This window comes from Streptomyces sp. PL-29, from assembly GCF_058344425.1.
In genome coordinates, this window is the sequence record NZ_CP136996.1 from 1,392,590 (window position 1) to 1,409,769 (window position 17,180).

The window sequence follows — 17,180 nt, forward strand, 5'->3', positions numbered from 1 at the left end:
AGTGTTTCGCTCGTCGCAACGCCCCATAAAGGCGGACGGCACACACCCGGTCCGGGTGGCGGAATGGCAGACGCGCTAGCTTGAGGTGCTAGTGCCCTTTATCGGGCGTGGGGGTTCAAGTCCCCCCTCGGACACAACAGCGAGAGGCCGGTCGGGAGAAATCCCGGCCGGCCTCTCGTGCGTCCTGGACCCCGCGCCGGACGGGCCGGTCCGGTGGCGCCGCCCCGGCCGGCCGCCGCCCGGGGGCGTGCGGAGCGCAACGGGCCCCCGTACCGGCGGCGGCCGGCACGAGGGCCCCGGGTGCCTCAGGAGGGGTCAGTCCCGGCCGGCGGCCAGTGCGGCCACTCGGCCGCGGACCAGGAACCAGCCGCCCACCAGAGCAGCAGCGATGGCCGGGACGAGCATGACCGTGGTGCGGCCGACGCCGCCGTCGCTCCACATCAGCACCAGGACCGTGGCGAGGAAGAGCAGGGTCACGACCTGGGTGTAGGGGGCCCAGGGCAGGCGGTACGACGGGCGGGAGACCAGACCGTTCTGCGAGCGGCGCCAAAAGAAGAGCGAACAGAGCATGACCATGCCCCAGGTGCCCAGGATGCCGATGGAGGCGAGGTTGAGGACGATTTCGAAGGCCTCGCCGGGCATCCAGTAGTTCAGGCCGACGCCCGCGACGCCGAAGGCGGCGGTGAACAGGACACCGCCGTAGGGGACCTTGCCCTTGTTCATGACGCCGGTGAACTTCGGGGCCGAGCCGGACAGGGCCATCGAGCGCAGGATGCGGCCGGTGGAGTACAGGCCCGAGTTCAGCGAGGAGAGGGCCGCGGTGAGGACAACCAGGTTCATGATGCCGGCGGTGCCCGGGATGCCGAGCTTGTCGAAGACGGTGACGAACGGGGACTGGTCGGCGGAGTAGGCGGTGTACGGGAGCAGCAGGGCCAGCAGCACGACCGAGCCGACGTAGAAGACGCCGACGCGCCACATGATGGAGTTGATCGCCTTCGGCATGATCTTCTCCGGGTTCTCGGTCTCGCCCGCGGCGACGCCGCACAGCTCGACGGAGGCGTACGCGAAGACGACGCCCTGGACCACCAGGAGCATCGGCAGCACGCCGGAGGGGAAGAGGCCCCCGCTGTCGGTGATCGTCGTGAGGCCGGGGGTGTGGCCGTCGATCGGGTGGCTGGTGGCGACCAGGTAGATGGCCACCAGCATGAAGATCACCAGGGCGCTGACCTTGACGATGGAGAACCAGAACTCCATCTCGCCGAAGTACTTCACCGAGATCAGGTTGGCGGTGAGGACGATGGCGAGCGCGATGAACGCGAGGACCCACTGGGGGACGTCGGTGAACGCGGACCAGTAGTGGGCGAACACGGCGGCGGCCGTGATGTCGGCCACGGTGGTGGTGGACCAGTTCAGGAAGTACAGCCAGCCGGCGGTGTAGGCGCCCTTCTCGCCCATGAACTCACGGGCGTAGGAGACGAAGGCGCCCGAGGAGGGCCGGTAGAGGACGAGCTCGCCGAGGGCGCGGACCACGAAGAAGGCGAAGACGCCGCACACCGCGTAAGCGATCGCGAGGGAGGGGCCGGCACCGGCGAGGCGGCCGCCGGCGCCGAGGAACAGGCCGGTGCCTATCGCTCCGCCGATCGCGATCATGTTGATGTGGCGGGACTTGAGGTCCTTGCTGTACCCCTCGTCACCGGCGTCGACATGGCGGGAGGACGCCGGGGCGGGTGCCTCGGTCATGGTGCGGTCGGTCATGTATGACGTCGCCTTCGTGGGTGGGACAGGCAGCCCGGACGGCCTCGCAGGGGAGCTGGGTGGTGTCCCCTGTGGTGGCTTCCGGGTGATTTGATCGCCATAGGAGACCACGAGGCCGGGCCCGCCGCCAAAATCACCCCCTGCATGCGGAAGCCCCCGACGACCTTGGAAACGGGCGCCAGGGGCTTCGTGGAGGTTGGAAAGAGAGGTCAGTCGCCGGGTGTGCCCTCAGCCGCCTGGTCGAGGCGGAAGGCTTCGTTGCCGAGGCCGATCCGGGCGTGGACCTCGGGGCGGCTGCGGCGCAGGAGGACTCCGTACAGCAGGCCGACCACGACGGCGGCCCCGATGATGCCCGGCAGGACCCAGCTGAGCGCCGAGCCCTCCTCGGCGCCGACCAGGACGCCGAAGTCCTTGACGGTGTAGACGGCGATGGCGAGCAGGGCGAGGCCGGCGCCGGCGGCCGCGACGAGCCGCCAGACCTGGGCGCCCGCGGTGCCGCGGCGGACGAAGAAGGCGATCACGGCGACGGAGGCGGCGGCCATGAGGAGCGTCACACCGAGGGCCCCGACACTGCCCATCCAGGTGAACAGGTGCAGGACGGGTGCGGTGGGGTCGCCGGCCGGGAGGTCGTCGGTGACCGCGAAGGCGAGGACGACCAGGGTCGCGATGCCGGTCTGCAGGAGCGAGCCGGTGGCGGGCGCACCGGTGCCCGCGTTGGTACGGCCGAAGGCTGCGGGGAGGAGGCCCTCGCGGCCCATGGCGAAGGCGTAGCGGGCGACGACGTTGTGGAAGCTGAGCATGGCGGCGAACATGCCGGTCACGAAGAGGACGTGCAGGACGTCGGTGAAGGCGGTGCCGAGCCGCGCCTCGGTGAGCTGGAAGAGCAGGCCGGGGCCGGCTTCGGCCGCGGTCCCGACGACCTCGCGGGGGCCGGTGGCGACGGTGAGGGCCCAGGCGCTGAAGGCGAAGAAGAGGGCGACGAAGCCGACCGCGAGGAACATCACGCGGGAGACGACGATGTGCGGCCGGCTGGTCTCCTCGGCGTACACCGGGGACTGCTCGAACCCGACGAAGGCGGCGATGCAGAAGCACAGGGCGGTGCCGAGGCCGGGCCCGCTGAGGGTCTCGGGATTGAACGCGTGGAGCGAGAGCCCTTCGGGCCCCGGCTCGGCGAGGGCGGCGGCGTCGAAGATGACGACGAGGGCGCACTCGATCAGGAGGAGGACGCCGAGGACCTTGGCATTGAGGTCGATCTTGAGCCAGCCGAGGGCGCCGGTGACGGCGACCGCGAGCAGGGCCGGGATCCACCACGCGAGCTCGATGTCCAGGTAGGTCGCGAAGAGGCCGGAGATCTCGAAGCCGAGGATGCCGTAGACGCCGACCTGCATGGCGCTGTACGCGACGAGGGCGACGAGCGAGGCGGCGGCACCGGCGGTGGGGCCCAGGCCGCGGGCGATGTAGGCGTAGAAGGCGCCGGCGTTGTGGACGTGGCGGCTCATCTCGGCGTAACCGACGCTGAACAGCGCAAGGACGAGGCCCAGGATCACGAAGAGCAGGGGCTGGCCGACCACGCCCATCAGACCGAAAGTCGTGGGCATGACACCCGCGACGACCATCAGGGGGGCACTCGCGGCGAGTACGGAGAGCAGCAGGCCGGCCGTGCCGAGGCGGTCGGCGCGCAGTGCGCGGTCCTGGCCCTTGTACGTGCGTATCTCGGCCGGTTCCTGGAGCGTGGTGGATCTGCCCGTCGGCATGGCGGCGTCCTTTCGGGGGCGCGGTTCTTTCGGGGGCGGGTGGGGGGAGGCGGACGGCCGGGCCGGGCCGGGGCCGCGGGGGACCGTGACGGGTCAGGCGGTGCCGAGCGCCACGTTGCGCGCTGCGAGGAAGGCCTTGTGGGGGTCGCGGTCGGGATAGGACCAGGGGGCTCGGGTGGCATGGCTGCCGATGCGGTGGAAGAGCGCGGCGGCCTCGGCCGGGCGGCCTTCGCAGAGTTTGGCGTGGGCGAGGAAGTTGAGGTCGACCCGGTTGCGGGGGTGGTCATCGCGCTCCCACTCCAGCCACCAGTCGAAGGCCGAGCGCAGCACCTGGCGGGCGCGGCGGCCCTCCCAGTGTGCGGCGGCCGATTCGGCCGTGTGGCCGCGGCCGGCGGCGAGCACCCGGTAGCGCTCGGCGTGCGCGACGACGGGGAGCACGGCCAGCGGGGAGTCCGCCGGGGACTCCTCGGCGGCCCAGGCGGCGAAGTCGTAGACCTCGTGGAGCGGGTCCTGGCCGGGCGCGAGGGTGCGTTCGGCCAGCTTCGCCACCATCAGGTGGTGGGCGTGGTGGTGCTCGGGGTGACGGGCCCGGACCTGGTCGAAGTGGCGGCTGAACTCCTCCTCGCTGCCGAAGGCCCGGGAGAGCAGGAGCAGCCCGAGCCAGGGGGTGGGGTCGTCGGGAAGCAGCGCGGCGGCACGGCGGCAGGCTTCCTCGGCCTCGGCCGGGGTGCCCTTGTGGCGCAGGGCGGTGAAGACGGCGGCGCAGGCGAGGAGGGTGGCGGCGTCGGCGCTGTCCGGTTCGGCGAGCAGCCACTCGCGGGCCCATGCGGTGGCCGCCGGGGTCTGGGCGAGGACGACGACGCGGTGGCCCCTGCGGTCCCAGTCGTCGCCGGTGCCGACGAGGAGGGAACGGACCCTGGCCCACCGCCCCTGAGTGAACTGGGAACGTACGTCGATGAGTTCGGCATCGCAGAGGGCCGGGTCGAAGAGCTGCGCGTCCCGCTTGCGGGTGCGGCCGAGGGGCGGCGGAGGCGGGGACATCCGCGGGATTTCCCTCCAGGACGCGGGCGGACGGGGGTCGGGGCGGCGGGGCCTCCCCCGCGCGCAGGGGGCACGCACGGTCGGGGCGGCCGACCGGTGAGGTCGGGGGGTCGTGCCGGTGGAGCCGCGTGGGGCTCCGGAGGACTGCGGTGGTGTTGCTCGGAGTCTCCGGCGCGCGGGCGGAATTTCGTCGGAACTCCGTTGAGCACTCCGGTGATCACGCACAGCAAACCGTTACGCGCAGCTCCGAGTCAAGGTCCGGTCCAGTGCGTGGCGGGTTTCAACTGCTGTGGTGATCGTGCCAGTTGGGCGGACGATATTCGTTCCGGCCGGCGACGGCAGGCACCCTAGGGTGGCCGTATGACGGCATATGACGATCTTCCCCCGTACCTGCTCGGGTTCCCCGGCCCGTTGCGCGACCAGTTGGTCGCGGCCGTGCTGAGCGGGGCGAAGACCAGCACCACCGGCCTGCTGGCGGAGTACGAGGCGGAACGGGAGCCGCTACCGCGGCCCGGCGCGCGGTCGCTGCTGGTCGACTCCGGCGGGCGCGGGGTGGCGGTGGTGGAGGTGACGGCCGTGGAGGTGCTGCGGCTCGCCGATGTGGGGATGGGGCACGCTCTCGACGAGGGAGAGGGGTATACGTCGGTGGCCGAATGGCGTACGGCGCACGAGGAGTTCTGGCACAGCGAGCCGGTGCGCACGGTGATCGGCGACCCGGGGTTCACGGTCGACGACGACACCCTCGTGGTCGCGGAACGGTTCCGGGTCGCCGAACGGCTGCCCTGACGCTCCCGGCACACGAGTTGTCTGGCGCGGCTGCCGAGCACGGCGGTGGGAGTCGGCCTCGGCAGCCCTCCCGCGCGGGAGCCGCCCTCAGCCCACCGCCCGTGCCGCGGCCCGGCCCGCGGCACGGCCCGAGAAGACGCACCCGCCGAGGAAGGTGCCCTCCAGGGCCCGGTAGCCGTGCACCCCGCCGCCGCCGAAGCCGGCCGCCTCGCCCGCGGCGTAGAGGCCGGGGAGCGGCTCGCCCGTCCCGGTCAGGACCCGCGAGGAGAGGTCGGTCTCCAGGCCGCCCAGGGACTTGCGGGTCAGGATGGAGAGCCGTACCGCGATCAGCGGGCCGGCCTTCGGGTCGAGGATCCGGTGCGGGGCGGCGGTGCGGATCAGTTTGTCGCCGAGGTACCGGCGGGCCCCGCGGATCGCCGTCACCTGGAGGTCCTTGGTGAAGGGGTTGGCGACCTCCCGGTCGCGGGCCGTGATCGCGCGCCGCACGGCGGCCTCGTCGAGGAGGTCCTCCCCGGTGACCGCGTTCATGCCGCGCACCAGGGCGGACAGGTCGCGTTCGACGACGAAGTCGGCGCCGTGCTCCATGAAGGCCCTGACCGGGCCGGGTACGGCCTGGCGCGCGCGGGTGATGACGCCGCGCACCGACCGGCCGGTGAGGTCGGGGTTCTGCTCGGAGCCGGAGAGGGCGAACTCCTTCCCGATGATGCGCTCGTTGAGCACGAACCAGGTGTGGTCGTGGCCCGTCCGCATGATGTGGTCGAGCGTGCCGAGGGTGTCGAAGCCCGGGAAGAGCGGTACGGGCAGCCGTCTGCCCGTGGCGTCCAGCCAGAGAGGGGACGGGCCGGGGAGGATGCGGATCCCGTGCCGGGCCCAGATCGGGTCCCAGTTCCGGATGCCCTCGGTGTAGTGCCACATCCGGTCCTTGTTGATGTGGCTGGCGCCCGCCGCCTCCGCGATCCCCAGCATGAGGCCGTCGACGTGCGCGGGTACGCCGGAGAGCATCCGTGCGGGCGGAGTGCCGAGCCGGGCAGGCCACTGCGCGCGCACGAGGTCGTGGTTGCCGCCGATGCCGCCGCTGGTGACGATCACGGCCTGGGCCCGCAGGGAGAAGGTTCCGGCGGCCTCGCGGCTGCTGGCGGTGCCTCGCGCGGCGTCGGAGGGTTCGAGGATCTCCCCGGTCACGGTGTCCAGGGCGCCGGCGGTGGCGGCCAGACCGGTCACCCGGTGGCGGAACGCCAGCCGGACCAGGCCGCGGGCCACACCCTCCCGGACCCGCCGCTCGAACGGCTCCACCAGCCCGGGCCCGGTGCCCCAGGTGATGTGGAAGCGCGGGACGGAGTTGCCGTGGCCGTCCGCGTCGTAGCCGCCGCGCTCGGCCCAGCCGACGACGGGGAAGAAGCGGACTCCGCGCGCGTGCAGCCAGCGGCGCTTCTCCCCGGCCGCGAAGTCGACGTAGGCCTCGGCCCAGCGGCGCGGCCAGGCGTCCTCCTCGCGGTCGAACCCGGCGGTGCCGAGCCAGTCCTGGAGGGCGAGGTCCCGACTGTCCCTGATCCGCATCCGGCGCTGCTCGGGCGAGTCCACGAGGAACATCCCGCCGAAGGACCAGTGCGCCTGGCCCCCGATGGACTGTTCCGGCTCCTGGTCGAGCAGGACCACCTTGCGGCCCGCGTCGACGAGCTCGGCGGTGGCCACCAGGCCCGCGAGCCCGGCTCCGATCACGATCACGTCTGCGTCGTACGTCATGCGGACACCCGTCCTCCGTCGATGGTGGGGCAGATCCTTTGCTACGGAGCGGTAACCAGTCAACAGCGGTGGTTGGATGGGCCCGTGCGTGCCGCTGATGAAGTACTGGACGTGGTGGACCGGGACGACCGGGTCCTCGGGCAGGCCCCGCGGGGCGAGGTGTACGCCCGCGGCCTGATCCACCGCTGTGTGTTCGTGCTGGCCAGGGACGCGGAGGAGCGGATCTTCGTGCACCGGCGGACCGCGTCGAAGCTCGTCTTCCCCTCGCACTACGACATGTTCGTGGGCGGGGTGGTGGGCGCCGGCGAGAGCTACGCCGAGGCCGCGCTGCGGGAGGCCGAGGAGGAGCTCGGGGTGCGGGGGCTGGCACAGCCGGAACCGCTGTTCAGGTTCCTGTACGAGGGCCCGGGCGGGGCTTGGTGGTCGTCCGTGCACGAGGTGCGGTGCGAGCTGCCGGTGGCCCCGCAGGGCTCGGAGGTGGCCTGGCACTCCTTCCTGACGCGGGAGGAGCTGGACCGGCGGATCGGGAGCGGGCAGTGGCCCTGGGTGCCGGACGGGTTGGAGGCCTACCGGCGGCTGCGGGCGTATCGCGGCTCCCGCCAGTAGATTGATCCGGTGATCGACTTCGTCAAGGACGTACGCCTGTGGTTCGCACCGTCGCGGCTGAAGGATGAGGGCGACACCCCCGACTACCGCTTCTCGCTGGCCAACGAGCGCACGTTCCTCGCCTGGATCCGGACCGCCCTGGCGCTGGTCGGCGGCGGTTTCGCCGTCGACCAGTTCCTGCCCGACCTGCGCTGGGGGGTGCGGGTGGGCATGGCCTTCGCGCTCCTCGCGGTCGGCGCGGCCTGCGCGCTGCGGGCGGTGAACCACTGGGTGCGCTGCGAGCGGGCGATGCGGCGGCACGAGGACCTGCCGCTGTCGCGGTTCCCGGTGGTGCTGAGCCTGGGCGTGGGGCTGGTCGCGGTGGCGATGGTGGTGGTCGTGCTGCTGGGCTGGACGTCCGGGCGGTGAGCGTCCCGGGGGTGGATCGCGACGCCGGGCTCCAGCCCGAGCGGACCCGGCTGGCGTGGCGGCGTACGACGCTGGCGTCCGCGGTGGTGGCGGTGCTGGCCTTGCGGCAGGCGCTGCGCGGGCCGGGGTCGCCGTCGGAACTGGCCGGGGCCGCGTTGATCGTGTTGGTCTGGCTGGCGTTCCTGTGGGTGGCGCACCGCAGGATCCGGGCCTTGGCCACCGGCCGGCCGCGGGTGCTGGACCCCGGGTCGGCGCTGTCCGTGGTGGCGTGCACGGTGGCGCTGGCGGCGTTTGCGGTGGCGGTCATCCTCTGAGCCGTCGGCCCCATCATCACACTTCCCCCGATCAAGCGGGACACAACAGGTGATAGCCGACCATTCGCACTAGTCTCGGCGCCATGACGACCCTCCACCACGAACACCCCACGCACCAGCACGCCCACGGCGCGGACTGCGGCCACCGGGCGGTCCCGCACGGCGACCACGTCGACTACGCGCACGACGGCCACCTGCACCGGGAGCACTCGGGGCACTGGGACGAGTGCGAGCCGACCGGGCACACCGCGCACGAGGGCCACGCCCACACCCACGGCACGGGCTGCGGGCACGACACGGTCCAGCACGGCGACCACGTCGACTACCTGCACGACGGACACCGCCACGCCGCACACGACGGGCACTACGACGACCACTGATCTGCGAGGCCGTCACCGACCCGCTCCCCCGGCCCACCAGGGGTGACCGGTGGCGGCACCCGCCCTCCCCCCGTGCGGCGACGACTGACAGGATGCCGACCGTCCGTCAAAGCGACCCGGGGAGAGCGCAGATGCCCGTCGACGACCCGTACCTCGTCCAGCCCGCACCGGGGGTGTACGCCTACGTCCAGCCCGACGGAGGATGGTGCCTGAACAACGCCGGCTTCGTCAGCGACGGCGGCCGGACCCTGCTCATCGACACCGCCGCCACCGAGCGGCGCGCACTGGCGCTGCGTGACGCGATCGCGGCGGCCGGGGTGCCGCTCCCGCGGACGGTGGTGAACACCCACCACCACGGCGACCACACCTACGGCAACTGCGTCTTCACCCCCGGGGCGCTGATCCTCGGGCACGACGCCGCTCGGGCCGAGCAGCTCGCCGCGGGCCACCAGCTGGAGATGATCTGGCCGGCGACGGACTTCGGGGCGATAGACATCACCGCCCCCGACCTGACCTACAGCGACCGGGCGACCGTGCACGTGGGCTCGACCGAGGTGCGGGTCGTCCACCCGGGGGTCGCGCACACCACCGGGGACTCGGTCGTGTGGGTGCCCGAGCACCGGGTGGTCTTCACCGGGGACCTGGTCTTCGCCGGGGGCACGCCGTTCCTTGCGATGGGCTCGCTCGCCGGCTCCCTGCGGGCCCTGGAGCTGCTGCGGTCACTGGACGCGGAGACCGTCGTACCGGGCCACGGACCGCTGACGGACCCGTCGGCCTACGACTCCACCGAGCGCTACCTGCGGTACGTGGCCGAAGTCTCCCGGGAGGGGCGGGCCAGGGGGCTGACCCCGCTGGAGGTGGCCCGGCAGGCCGACCTCGGCGAGTTCGCGGCCTGGCGGGAGAGCGAGCGGCTGGTGGCCAACGTGCACCGGGCCTACGCGGAGCTGGCCGGGGAGCCGGAGGGTGCGCCGCTGGACATACCGGCGGTGCTCGCGGACATGACGGTGATGAACGGCGGTACGCCGATCCTGTGCCACGCGTGAGTCCGGCGAGTCCGGCGGGCCGGAGTCGATCCTCCGGCCCGCCCACTGGACGGCATACCGACTGGTCGGCATGATTGCCTGCGATGGTGCGCCGACGCACCACCGCACGTCCCCACCGACTCTCCGCACGGAGGTGCGCACATGACCTCAGCCCCGGCCGACCCGCCAGGCCTGGATCTGGAGCGGCTGCGCGGTCATCTCGACCGGGTCCGACCGGGACTCGCGGCCGCTGCGCTGCGCGGCCGGCTGATCGAGGGAGGCCGGTCGAATCTCACGTACGAGATCACCGACGGGACCGGGCGCTGGGTGGTGCGCCGGCCGCCGCTCGGCCATGTGCTGGCCACCGCCCACGACATGCGCCGCGAGCACCGGGTCATCGCGGCGCTGCACGGAACGGCCGTGCCGGTCCCGGAGCCGGTGCTGCTGTGCGAGGACGAGGAGGTGCTCGGGGCGCCGTTCTACGTCATGGAGTACGTGGACGGGGTGCCGTACCGCACGGCCGGCGAACTCGCCGCCATCGGCCCGGAGCGGACCCGGCGGGCGGTGCTCGGACTGGTGGACACGCTGGTCGACCTGCACGCGGTGGATCCGGAGGCGGTGGGCCTGGGCGACTTCGGCCGGCCGGAGGGTTTCCTCGACCGGCAGCTGCGCCGCTGGGGCAAGCAGCTCGCGGCCTCGCGGGGGCGTGAGCTCGCCGGGATCGACGAGCTGCACGGCGCGCTGGGCCGCAGGCTGCCCGGCTCCCCCGCCCCGACCGTGGTGCACGGCGACTACCGCCTGGACAACGTGCTGATCGACGGGACCCCGTCCGGCACCGACACGATCCGGGCGGTGCTGGACTGGGAGATGTCCACGCTCGGCGATCCGCTGACCGACCTCGGGCTGCTGGTGATGTACAGCTCCGATCTGGGACTGGCCGGATCCCCCGTCAGCACGACGAGCGGAGCCCCCGGCCACCCGGCTCCCGCGGAACTGGTCGAGCGGTACGCCGCGCGCTCCGGGCGGGACACCGGGGCCATCGCCTGGTACACGGCCTTCGCCTGGTTCAAGCTCGCGGTGATCCTCGAGGGCATCCACTACCGCTACACGCTCGGGCAGACCGTCGGCGCGGGCTTCGACCGGATCGGCGAGCTGGTTCCGGTCTTCATCGAGCACGGACTGACCACCCTCCAGGAACTGCAGGAAGGCTGAGGCACCCCGCATGGATTTCGCATTCGACGACCGGACCGAGGAACTCCGCGAGCGGCTGCTCGCGTTCATGGAGGAGTACGTCCACCCGGCGGAAGCCGTCGCCGCCGAGCAGCGCGCACGGTTGGCCTCGCCCTGGGACACCCCGGCCGTCCTCGGTGAGCTGAAGGCCGAGGCGCGCCGCCAGGGCCTGTGGAATCTCTTCCTCCCGGACCCGGAGTACGGTGCGGGGCTGACCAACCTCCAGTACGCACCGCTGGCGGAGATCACCGGCCGCAGCCCGCACCTGGCGCCCACTGCGACCAACTGCGCGGCCCCCGACACCGGGAACATGGAGCTGCTGGCGCAGTTCGGGAGCGAGGAACAGAAGAAGCAGTGGCTGGAGCCCCTGCTGGAAGGCGCGATCCGCTCCGCCTTCGCGATGACGGAGCCCGAGGTGGCCTCCTCGGACGCGACGAACATCGAGACCCGGATCGAACGGGACGGTGACGCGTATGTGGTCACGGGCCGCAAGTGGTTCATCTCCGGCGCCATGAACCCGGACTGCAAGATCTTCATCGTGATGGGCAAGACCGACCCGGACGGCGCCGATCCGCGCCGTCAGCAGTCGATGGTCCTGGTCCCCCGGGACACCCCGGGGGTCGAAGTGCGGCGGGCCATGACGGTGTACGGGTACGAGGACCACGACCACGGCGGCCACGCCGAAGTGGTGTTCGACGGGGTACGGATCCCCGCGGCGAACCTGATCGGGGAGGAGGGCGGCGGCTTCGCCATTGCCCAGGCGCGGCTCGGCCCGGGACGCATCCACCACTGCATGCGGCTGATCGGGATGGCGGAGCGGGCCATCGAGCTGATGTGCCGGCGGGCGGTGGAGCGGACGGCCTTCGGCAAGCCGCTGGCCGCGCAGGGCGTCGTGCAGAACTGGATCGCCGACGCGCGGGTCGCGGTGGAGCAGTTGCGGCTGCTGGTGCTCAAGACGGCCTGGCTGATGGACACGGTCGGGAACCGGGGCGCCCACACGGAGATCCAGGCCATCAAGATCGCGACCCCGCGGGCGGTGGTACGGATCCTGGACGACGCGGTGCAGCTGCACGGCGCGGGCGGGGTGAGCCAGGACTTCCCCCTGGCCGAGCTGTGGGCCGCGGCCCGCACCCTGCGCCTGGCCGACGGTCCGGACGAGGTGCACCAGCGCTCCCTGGCCCGCCGCGAACTGAAGCGGTACCTCTAGCCTCGGGCCGGCCCCGGGCGCAGCAGGGCCTCCACGCGCCGGCCCGCCACCCGCCCGGGCCCCGGGCCGGCCGGATCGTGGCCGGGCCGGGCGCGGCGTGCGCACCGGCCCGCGCCGCGGCCCGCGCACCGGCCTCAGCGGGCCGTGACGCGGCCCGCCGCCGCGGAGATCACCTCGTCCAGCACGTCGCGGGAGCGGATCAGCTCGCCGATCATCCGGTCGATCCGCTCCCGTTCGGCAGCGAGCTCGGCCACCAGCGCAGGGGTCGCACGCACCGACGGGCCGCCGTCCTCGTCCCGCATGCAGGGGAGGATCTGCCCGATCTTCGTGCTGTTGAGGCCGGCCGCGTAGAGCTCCTGGATGCGGATGACCCGGTCCACCGCCCGCTCGGGAAAGTCCCGGTGCCCGCCGGGCGTGCGGTCGGCGGCCAGCAGGCCCTGTGCCTCGTAGTAGCGCAGCGAGCGCTCGCCCACGCCGGTGCGCGCCGCCAGTTCTCCGATCCGCACGGTCCCCCCAGGCCTTGAACCTGACACCAGTGTCAGGTTTTACGGTACCCGGCATGACGCAGAAGACACTTTTCGCCCCCGCCCGACTCGGCGGGCTGGAGCTCCCCAACCGCCTCGTGATGGCCCCGCTGACGCGCAATCGCGCCGGCGCCGACGGGGTCCCGGGCGCCCTCATGGCCACGTACTACGCGCAGCGCGCCTCGGCCGGCCTGATCATCGCCGAGGCCGCCGCACCGAACGCCGTCGGCCAGACCTATCCGCACATCCCCGGCATCCACACCCCGGCGCAGATCGCCGGCTGGCGCCGGGTCACCGGCGCGGTGCACACGGCAGGCGGGCGGATGTTCCTCCAGCTCCAGCACGGCGGCCGGGTCGGCCACCCGGACACCAGCGGGCACGTCCCGCTGGCCCCGTCGGCCGTACGCTTCCCCGAGCAGCTGCACACCCCCGGCGGGCTCCGGGACGCACTGACGCCCCGGGAGATGACGGACGAGGACATCCGGGCCACCGTGGCCGACTTCGCGCAGGCGGCGCGCAACGCCGTCGACGCCGGGTTCGCCGGGGTGGAGGTGCACTCCGCCAACGGCCACCTGCTCCACCAGTTCCTCGCACGGAACACCAACCGGCGCACCGACCGGTGGGGCGGGTCCGCCGAAGGCCGCATCCGCTTCACCGTCGAGGTGGTGCGGGCGGTGATCGGGGCCGTCGGGGCGGACCGGGTCGGCGTCCGCATCTCGCCGGGACTCGGCGTCAACGGCATCGAGGAGGGCGACACCGAGGCCCTCTACCCGGCGCTGGTCGAGGCACTGGCGCAGCTCGGCCCGGTCTATCTGCACCAGGTGTACGCCGACCCGGCCGCTCCCCTCTTCGGCGGGATCCGTCGCGCCTGGCCGGGCACGCTGATCGCCAACCCGGCACTGACCCGCGAGGAGGTGGCGACCGACGCCGGAATGCGCAGGGGCGAGCGGCTGCTGGCCGCGGGCGCCGACCTGATCGCGCTGGGCCGGGGCTTCCTCGCCAACCCCGACCTCGTGGAACGGCTGCGCGGGGGTGCTCCGCTCAACGCGCTCCGGCCGGAGTTCTTCATGTACGTCCAGGGCGCCGAAGGGTACACCGACTATCCCGCGCTGGACGCCTCGGGGATCACGGCCGCAGCGCCCTCAGCAGCAGGTCCGCGAGGTGGTCGGCGACCTGCTGCGGTGTGAGCGGACCGTCGGCCCGGTACCAGGTGGACAGGTGGTGCACGGAGCCGAAGTGGTAGTCCACCACCAGGTCGGCGGGGGTGGCGGTGGAGAACACGCCGGTCCGCTGACCCTCCTCGATGAGTGCCCGGAAGCGCTCGTGGTAGCGCCGGCGCTCCGCCCGTACCTGCTTGAACTTCTCCGGGCTGAGCTGGTGCATCGACCGGAAGAAGATCATGGCGTCGTCGAGGTTCTCGATGGTGGTGACGACGACGTCGGCTGCCGCGGCCCGCAGCCTTTCCTCGACGGGGGCGTCGGACGAGGCCACCGCGTCGAGGCGCTGCTGCTGCAGGCGCAGCATCCGCGCGTACACCTCGTGCAGCAGGTCGTCCTTGGACCCGAAGTAGTGGTAGAGCGCGCCCTTGGTGACCCCGGCAGCCTCCACGATCTCCTGGACGGAGGTGCGGTCGTAGCCGCGCTCGGCGAACAGCCGGGTGGCGACGGCCAGCAGCCGCTGCGGTACCGGGGCTTCGTGGGTGCCTGCGGGTTCCGTGGTCCTGGCCGCCATGCTGCTGACCTTCCTTTTCTCGTTCCTGCCTGGTCGCTGCGACCAGCTGTACGACCGTCCGACTGTTTTCAGCCGCGATCGCGCAGTTCCCGTCGCAGGATCTTGCCACTGGTCGTCTTCGGAAGGACAGGCAGGATCTCGACCTGGCGCGGGTATTTGTACGCGGCGATGCGTGCGGCACAGTACGCGGACAGCTCGTCGGGCTCGGTCGAGGCCCCCGGGCGCAGGCTCACGTAGGCCTTGACGCTCTCCCCGCGGTAGGGGTCGGGAACGCCGACCACGGCGGCCTCGCGCACGGCGGGGTGGGTGTAGAGCACGTCCTCGACCTCGCGGGGCCAGACCTTGAAGCCGGACGCGTTGATCATGTCCTTCTTCCGGTCGACCACGTAGAGCCAGCCGTCCGGGTCCATGAAGCCGACGTCCCCGGTGCGCAGTTCGCCGTCCGGGAAGGCCTCGGCGGATTCCGCGGGCAGGCCCCAGTAGCCGGGTACGACCTGGGGGCCGCGGACGGCGATCTCGCCGGTCTCGCCGAGGGGCAGCTCGTCCCCGTGCTCTCCGAGGATCCGTACGAGCGTGTCGGTGCCGGGCAGGCCCACGGAGAGGGTGCCGGAGGCTGGATCGACCGGCGCTTCGAGGTGCACGGGCACGCTGGCGCAGGGGGCGGTGCACTCGGTGAGGCCGTAGCCGTTGCGGAGGTAGAACCCGAAGGCGGCGCGGAGGCGTTCGACGAGTGCGGGCGGGAGCGGCGCGCCACCGGAGGAGACCACCTGGAAGGAGGCGAAGTGGTCCGGGGTGGCGGCGGGGTGGGCGGCGAGGGCCATGAAGGCGGTGGCCGGGCCGACGGTGTAGGCGGGCCGGTGTTCCAGGAAGGCGTCGAGGACGGCGCCGGCGTCGAAGCGGTGGGCCAGGACGAGGGTGCCGGCGTTGACGAAGCAGGCGGCGAGCTCGCAGACCATGCCGGTGATGTGGAAGAGGGGTGCGAGGGCGAAGTAGCCGGCGCCCTCGGCGACGGGGTGGGAGGTGACCTGCCGTACGGCGTTGTAGGTGAGGGCGCCGTGCGGGTTCATGGCGCCCTTGGGGGTGCCGCTGGTGCCGGAGGTGTAGCTGATGAGGGCGGTGTCCGCGGCGGTGAGGTCCGGGCCGTGCGGAGCGGGCCGGCCGCCACGGGCCACGGTGGCGAGGTCCGCGGCGACGGGACCGGCGGCGTCCGCGAGGGGATCCGCGGTGTCCGCAGCGGCGGGCAGCTCACCACCGGACACCGGGTCCGGCGCGACCGCTTGTGCGGGCAGGAGCGGACGGTCGGGGCCCGGGGTCGCGGCGGTGCCGGTGACCGGTGCGGGGCCGAAGACGCGCGGGTCGTTCCTGGTCTGGAAGTCCCGGGCCGAGGTGGTCAGCACGCACCGCACGGCGCTGCCCCGCACCGCCCGGCGAAGGTACGCCGTCCAGGCACGGTCGTCGCACACCAGCGCGGCGGCCCCGGAGTCGTGCAGGGCGTGGCCGACCTCGCCGGCCTTGTACATGGGGTTGAGGGGCACCACGACCGCCCCGGCCTTCCAGGCGCCGAGGACGGCGAGCACGAAGTGCGGGGTGTTCTGGAGCATGACCGCGACCCGGTCACCGCGGCGGACGCCCCGCGCCGCGAGGTGGCCCGCGATCGAGTCGGAGAGCGCATCGGCCTCGGCGTAGCCGACCCGGCCGTCGAAGTAGGCGAGCGCGGTGCGTTCGGGAGCGCGGGCCACGGCCTCCCGGAAGGCGTGCAGGACGGTGGGCGGTGGTGCGACGGGCGCCAGCTGGGCCGGGGAGAGCAGTCCGCGCCAGGGCCGGGAGGCGGAGGCGGGGGTCGGGATCGGAGTCGGGCCGGCGGCGGGGGTCACCTGGTCTCCCATGTCTGCTGGAGGTGGTTCATGCGGCTCAGCCAGCGGTCCGGGTCGGTGGCGCGGGCAGCGTGGTGGTCGGCGACCTCGGGGTGCGGGAGGATCAAGAAACGGCCCTTCTCCATGCCGTCGAACAGCGCGTCCGCGACCGCTTCCGGCTCGATCGCGGTCGGCGCGAGGACGAGTTCGCCCGCCGAGCCCGCGGCGGTCAGCATGTCGGTGCGCACTCCTTGCGGACAGACGGCATGGACCTGGACACCGCGGTGCCGGTAGGTCAGCGAGAGCCATTCCGCGAAGGCGAGCGCACCGTGCTTGGTGACACTGTACGGGGCGGCTCCGATCATGCTGAGCAGTCCCGCGGCCGAGACGGTGGAGACGAAGCGGCCGCTCCCCCGCTCCAGCCAATCGGGCAGTAGCAGCCGGGCGGCGCGGACGTGGGCCATCACGTTGACGTTCCAGGCGGCTTCCCAGACGGCATCGTCGGCGTCCGCACCGCCGCCCGCGGCGAGTCCGGCGTTGGCGCAGTAGACGTCGACCGTCCCGCCGAGCGCTTCGCGGGCCTCGGCCGCGACCTGCGAGGCGTCGCCGGGCACCGGGATCGCCCGGGCGCCGATGGCGCCCGCGACGGCCGCGGCCTTGGCGGGGTCGAGGTCGTTGACGACCACCGTGGCGCCTTCGGCCGCGAAGCGGTGGGCGAGCGCGGCGCCGATGCCGCCGCCCGCGCCGGTGACGACGACTCGCTGGTCCTGGTACGCGCTCACGGGATCACACCTCTCACGCGGCGGGTTTGCGGATCCGGGCAGAC

At 72.8% G+C, this 17,180-nt stretch carries 17 protein-coding genes and 1 tRNA gene; 10 read left to right on the top strand and 8 right to left on the bottom strand.

The genetic code is table 11. The features are described 5' to 3' along the window. Nucleotides 1–49: 49 nt before the first annotated feature. Nucleotides 50–134, top strand: a tRNA-Leu gene (locus tag R4Z63_RS06360). Nucleotides 135–315: 181 nt separating this feature from the next. Here the strand turns inward: R4Z63_RS06360 and R4Z63_RS06365 are convergent. From R4Z63_RS06365 to R4Z63_RS06375, 3 genes are all read right to left on the bottom strand, one after another. After that, entirely contained in the window at nt 316–1,755 is a 1,440-nt protein-coding gene (locus R4Z63_RS06365; RefSeq protein ID WP_037925740.1) for an amino acid permease, read from the bottom strand. Between the two features lie 209 nt (nt 1,756–1,964). Further along, the gene (locus R4Z63_RS06370) at nt 1,965–3,509 is read right to left on the bottom strand and encodes an APC family permease (protein ID WP_037925738.1); all 1,545 of its coding nucleotides are present in this window, start codon (nt 3,507–3,509) and stop codon (nt 1,965–1,967) included. Between the two features lie 93 nt (nt 3,510–3,602). Further along, a complete protein-coding gene (locus tag R4Z63_RS06375; RefSeq protein WP_384446986.1) occupies nt 3,603–4,550 on the bottom strand; it encodes a hypothetical protein in 948 nt (315 codons plus the stop codon). Nucleotides 4,551–4,910: 360 nt separating this feature from the next. Here R4Z63_RS06375 and R4Z63_RS06380 point away from each other — a divergent pair, with 360 nt between their 5' ends. Then, nucleotides 4,911–5,336, top strand: a complete 426-nt coding sequence (locus tag R4Z63_RS06380) for an ASCH domain-containing protein (RefSeq protein WP_037925736.1) — start codon at nt 4,911–4,913, stop codon at nt 5,334–5,336. A gap of 87 nt (nt 5,337–5,423) precedes the next feature. Here R4Z63_RS06380 and R4Z63_RS06385 read toward each other — a convergent pair whose 3' ends face one another. Continuing rightward, complete coding sequence (locus R4Z63_RS06385) at nt 5,424–7,079, bottom strand: FAD-binding dehydrogenase (protein ID WP_384446984.1); 1,656 nt, start codon at nt 7,077–7,079, stop codon at nt 5,424–5,426. A gap of 84 nt (nt 7,080–7,163) precedes the next feature. Between R4Z63_RS06385 and R4Z63_RS06390 the strand changes: the two genes are divergently transcribed. The 7 genes from R4Z63_RS06390 to R4Z63_RS06420 all read left to right on the top strand — a co-directional run bounded on the left by R4Z63_RS06390 (nt 7,164) and on the right by R4Z63_RS06420 (nt 12,246). Further along, nucleotides 7,164–7,685, top strand: a complete 522-nt coding sequence (locus R4Z63_RS06390) for an NUDIX domain-containing protein (RefSeq protein ID WP_384446982.1) — start codon at nt 7,164–7,166, stop codon at nt 7,683–7,685. 9 nt (nt 7,686–7,694) lie between these two features. Continuing rightward, on the top strand, nt 7,695–8,093 hold the full coding sequence (locus R4Z63_RS06395) for a YidH family protein (RefSeq protein WP_030963723.1): 399 nt from the start codon (nt 7,695–7,697) through the stop codon (nt 8,091–8,093). 11 nt (nt 8,094–8,104) lie between these two features. Further along, nucleotides 8,105–8,407 carry a DUF202 domain-containing protein gene (locus R4Z63_RS06400; RefSeq protein ID WP_384446980.1) on the top strand — a complete coding sequence of 101 codons (303 nt, stop codon included), beginning with the start codon at nt 8,105–8,107 and terminating at the stop codon, nt 8,405–8,407. An 83-nt stretch (nt 8,408–8,490) separates the two neighbouring features. Beyond that, nucleotides 8,491–8,787, top strand: coding sequence for a hypothetical protein (locus R4Z63_RS06405; RefSeq protein WP_037925727.1), 297 nt, complete (start codon nt 8,491–8,493; stop codon nt 8,785–8,787). A 131-nt stretch (nt 8,788–8,918) separates the two neighbouring features. After that, complete coding sequence (locus tag R4Z63_RS06410) at nt 8,919–9,830, top strand: MBL fold metallo-hydrolase (protein WP_384446977.1); 912 nt, start codon at nt 8,919–8,921, stop codon at nt 9,828–9,830. A gap of 141 nt (nt 9,831–9,971) precedes the next feature. Continuing rightward, nucleotides 9,972–11,021, top strand: coding sequence for a phosphotransferase family protein (locus tag R4Z63_RS06415; protein WP_037925723.1), 1,050 nt, complete (start codon nt 9,972–9,974; stop codon nt 11,019–11,021). Between the two features lie 10 nt (nt 11,022–11,031). Further along, nucleotides 11,032–12,246, top strand: a complete 1,215-nt coding sequence (locus R4Z63_RS06420; protein ID WP_037925721.1) for an acyl-CoA dehydrogenase family protein — start codon at nt 11,032–11,034, stop codon at nt 12,244–12,246. 134 nt (nt 12,247–12,380) lie between these two features. Here R4Z63_RS06420 and R4Z63_RS06425 read toward each other — a convergent pair whose 3' ends face one another. Further along, nucleotides 12,381–12,752, bottom strand: coding sequence for a MerR family transcriptional regulator (locus tag R4Z63_RS06425; RefSeq protein ID WP_037925719.1), 372 nt, complete (start codon nt 12,750–12,752; stop codon nt 12,381–12,383). Between the two features lie 53 nt (nt 12,753–12,805). Here R4Z63_RS06425 and R4Z63_RS06430 point away from each other — a divergent pair, with 53 nt between their 5' ends. Further along, nucleotides 12,806–13,957, top strand: coding sequence for an alkene reductase (locus tag R4Z63_RS06430; protein WP_384446974.1), 1,152 nt, complete (start codon nt 12,806–12,808; stop codon nt 13,955–13,957). On the opposite strand, the gene R4Z63_RS06435 is transcribed toward R4Z63_RS06430, so the two are convergent. The 3 genes from R4Z63_RS06435 to R4Z63_RS06445 all read right to left on the bottom strand — a co-directional run bounded on the left by R4Z63_RS06435 (nt 13,896) and on the right by R4Z63_RS06445 (nt 17,136). Then, nucleotides 13,896–14,501, bottom strand: coding sequence for a TetR/AcrR family transcriptional regulator (locus tag R4Z63_RS06435; RefSeq protein ID WP_037925716.1), 606 nt, complete (start codon nt 14,499–14,501; stop codon nt 13,896–13,898). The genes R4Z63_RS06430 and R4Z63_RS06435 overlap by 62 nt on opposite strands. 68 nt (nt 14,502–14,569) lie before the next feature. Beyond that, nucleotides 14,570–16,387 (bottom strand): AMP-binding protein, encoded by a 1,818-nt coding sequence (locus R4Z63_RS06440; protein ID WP_384446972.1) that lies wholly within the window; start codon nt 16,385–16,387, stop codon nt 14,570–14,572. Beyond that, nucleotides 16,372–17,136, bottom strand: coding sequence for an SDR family NAD(P)-dependent oxidoreductase (locus tag R4Z63_RS06445; RefSeq protein WP_384446970.1), 765 nt, complete (start codon nt 17,134–17,136; stop codon nt 16,372–16,374). Before R4Z63_RS06445 ends, R4Z63_RS06440 begins: the two co-directional genes overlap by 16 nt. Nucleotides 17,137–17,180 lie beyond the last annotated feature (44 nt).

Coding starts and splice junctions, on each gene's coding strand:
- R4Z63_RS06430 (WP_384446974.1), top strand. CDS start 12,806: ATGACGCAGAAGACACTTTTCGCCCCCGCCCGACTCGGCGGGCTGGAG.
- R4Z63_RS06380 (WP_037925736.1), top strand. CDS start 4,911: ATGACGGCATATGACGATCTTCCCCCGTACCTGCTCGGGTTCCCCGGC.
- R4Z63_RS06370 (WP_037925738.1), bottom strand. CDS start 3,509: ATGCCGACGGGCAGATCCACCACGCTCCAGGAACCGGCCGAGATACGC.
- R4Z63_RS06435 (WP_037925716.1), bottom strand. CDS start 14,501: ATGGCGGCCAGGACCACGGAACCCGCAGGCACCCACGAAGCCCCGGTA.
- R4Z63_RS06365 (WP_037925740.1), bottom strand. CDS start 1,755: ATGACCGACCGCACCATGACCGAGGCACCCGCCCCGGCGTCCTCCCGC.
- R4Z63_RS06405 (WP_037925727.1), top strand. CDS start 8,491: ATGACGACCCTCCACCACGAACACCCCACGCACCAGCACGCCCACGGC.
- R4Z63_RS06415 (WP_037925723.1), top strand. CDS start 9,972: ATGACCTCAGCCCCGGCCGACCCGCCAGGCCTGGATCTGGAGCGGCTG.
- R4Z63_RS06385 (WP_384446984.1), bottom strand. CDS start 7,079: ATGACGTACGACGCAGACGTGATCGTGATCGGAGCCGGGCTCGCGGGC.
- R4Z63_RS06420 (WP_037925721.1), top strand. CDS start 11,032: ATGGATTTCGCATTCGACGACCGGACCGAGGAACTCCGCGAGCGGCTG.
- R4Z63_RS06440 (WP_384446972.1), bottom strand. CDS start 16,387: ATGGGAGACCAGGTGACCCCCGCCGCCGGCCCGACTCCGATCCCGACC.
- R4Z63_RS06410 (WP_384446977.1), top strand. CDS start 8,919: ATGCCCGTCGACGACCCGTACCTCGTCCAGCCCGCACCGGGGGTGTAC.
- R4Z63_RS06375 (WP_384446986.1), bottom strand. CDS start 4,550: ATGTCCCCGCCTCCGCCGCCCCTCGGCCGCACCCGCAAGCGGGACGCG.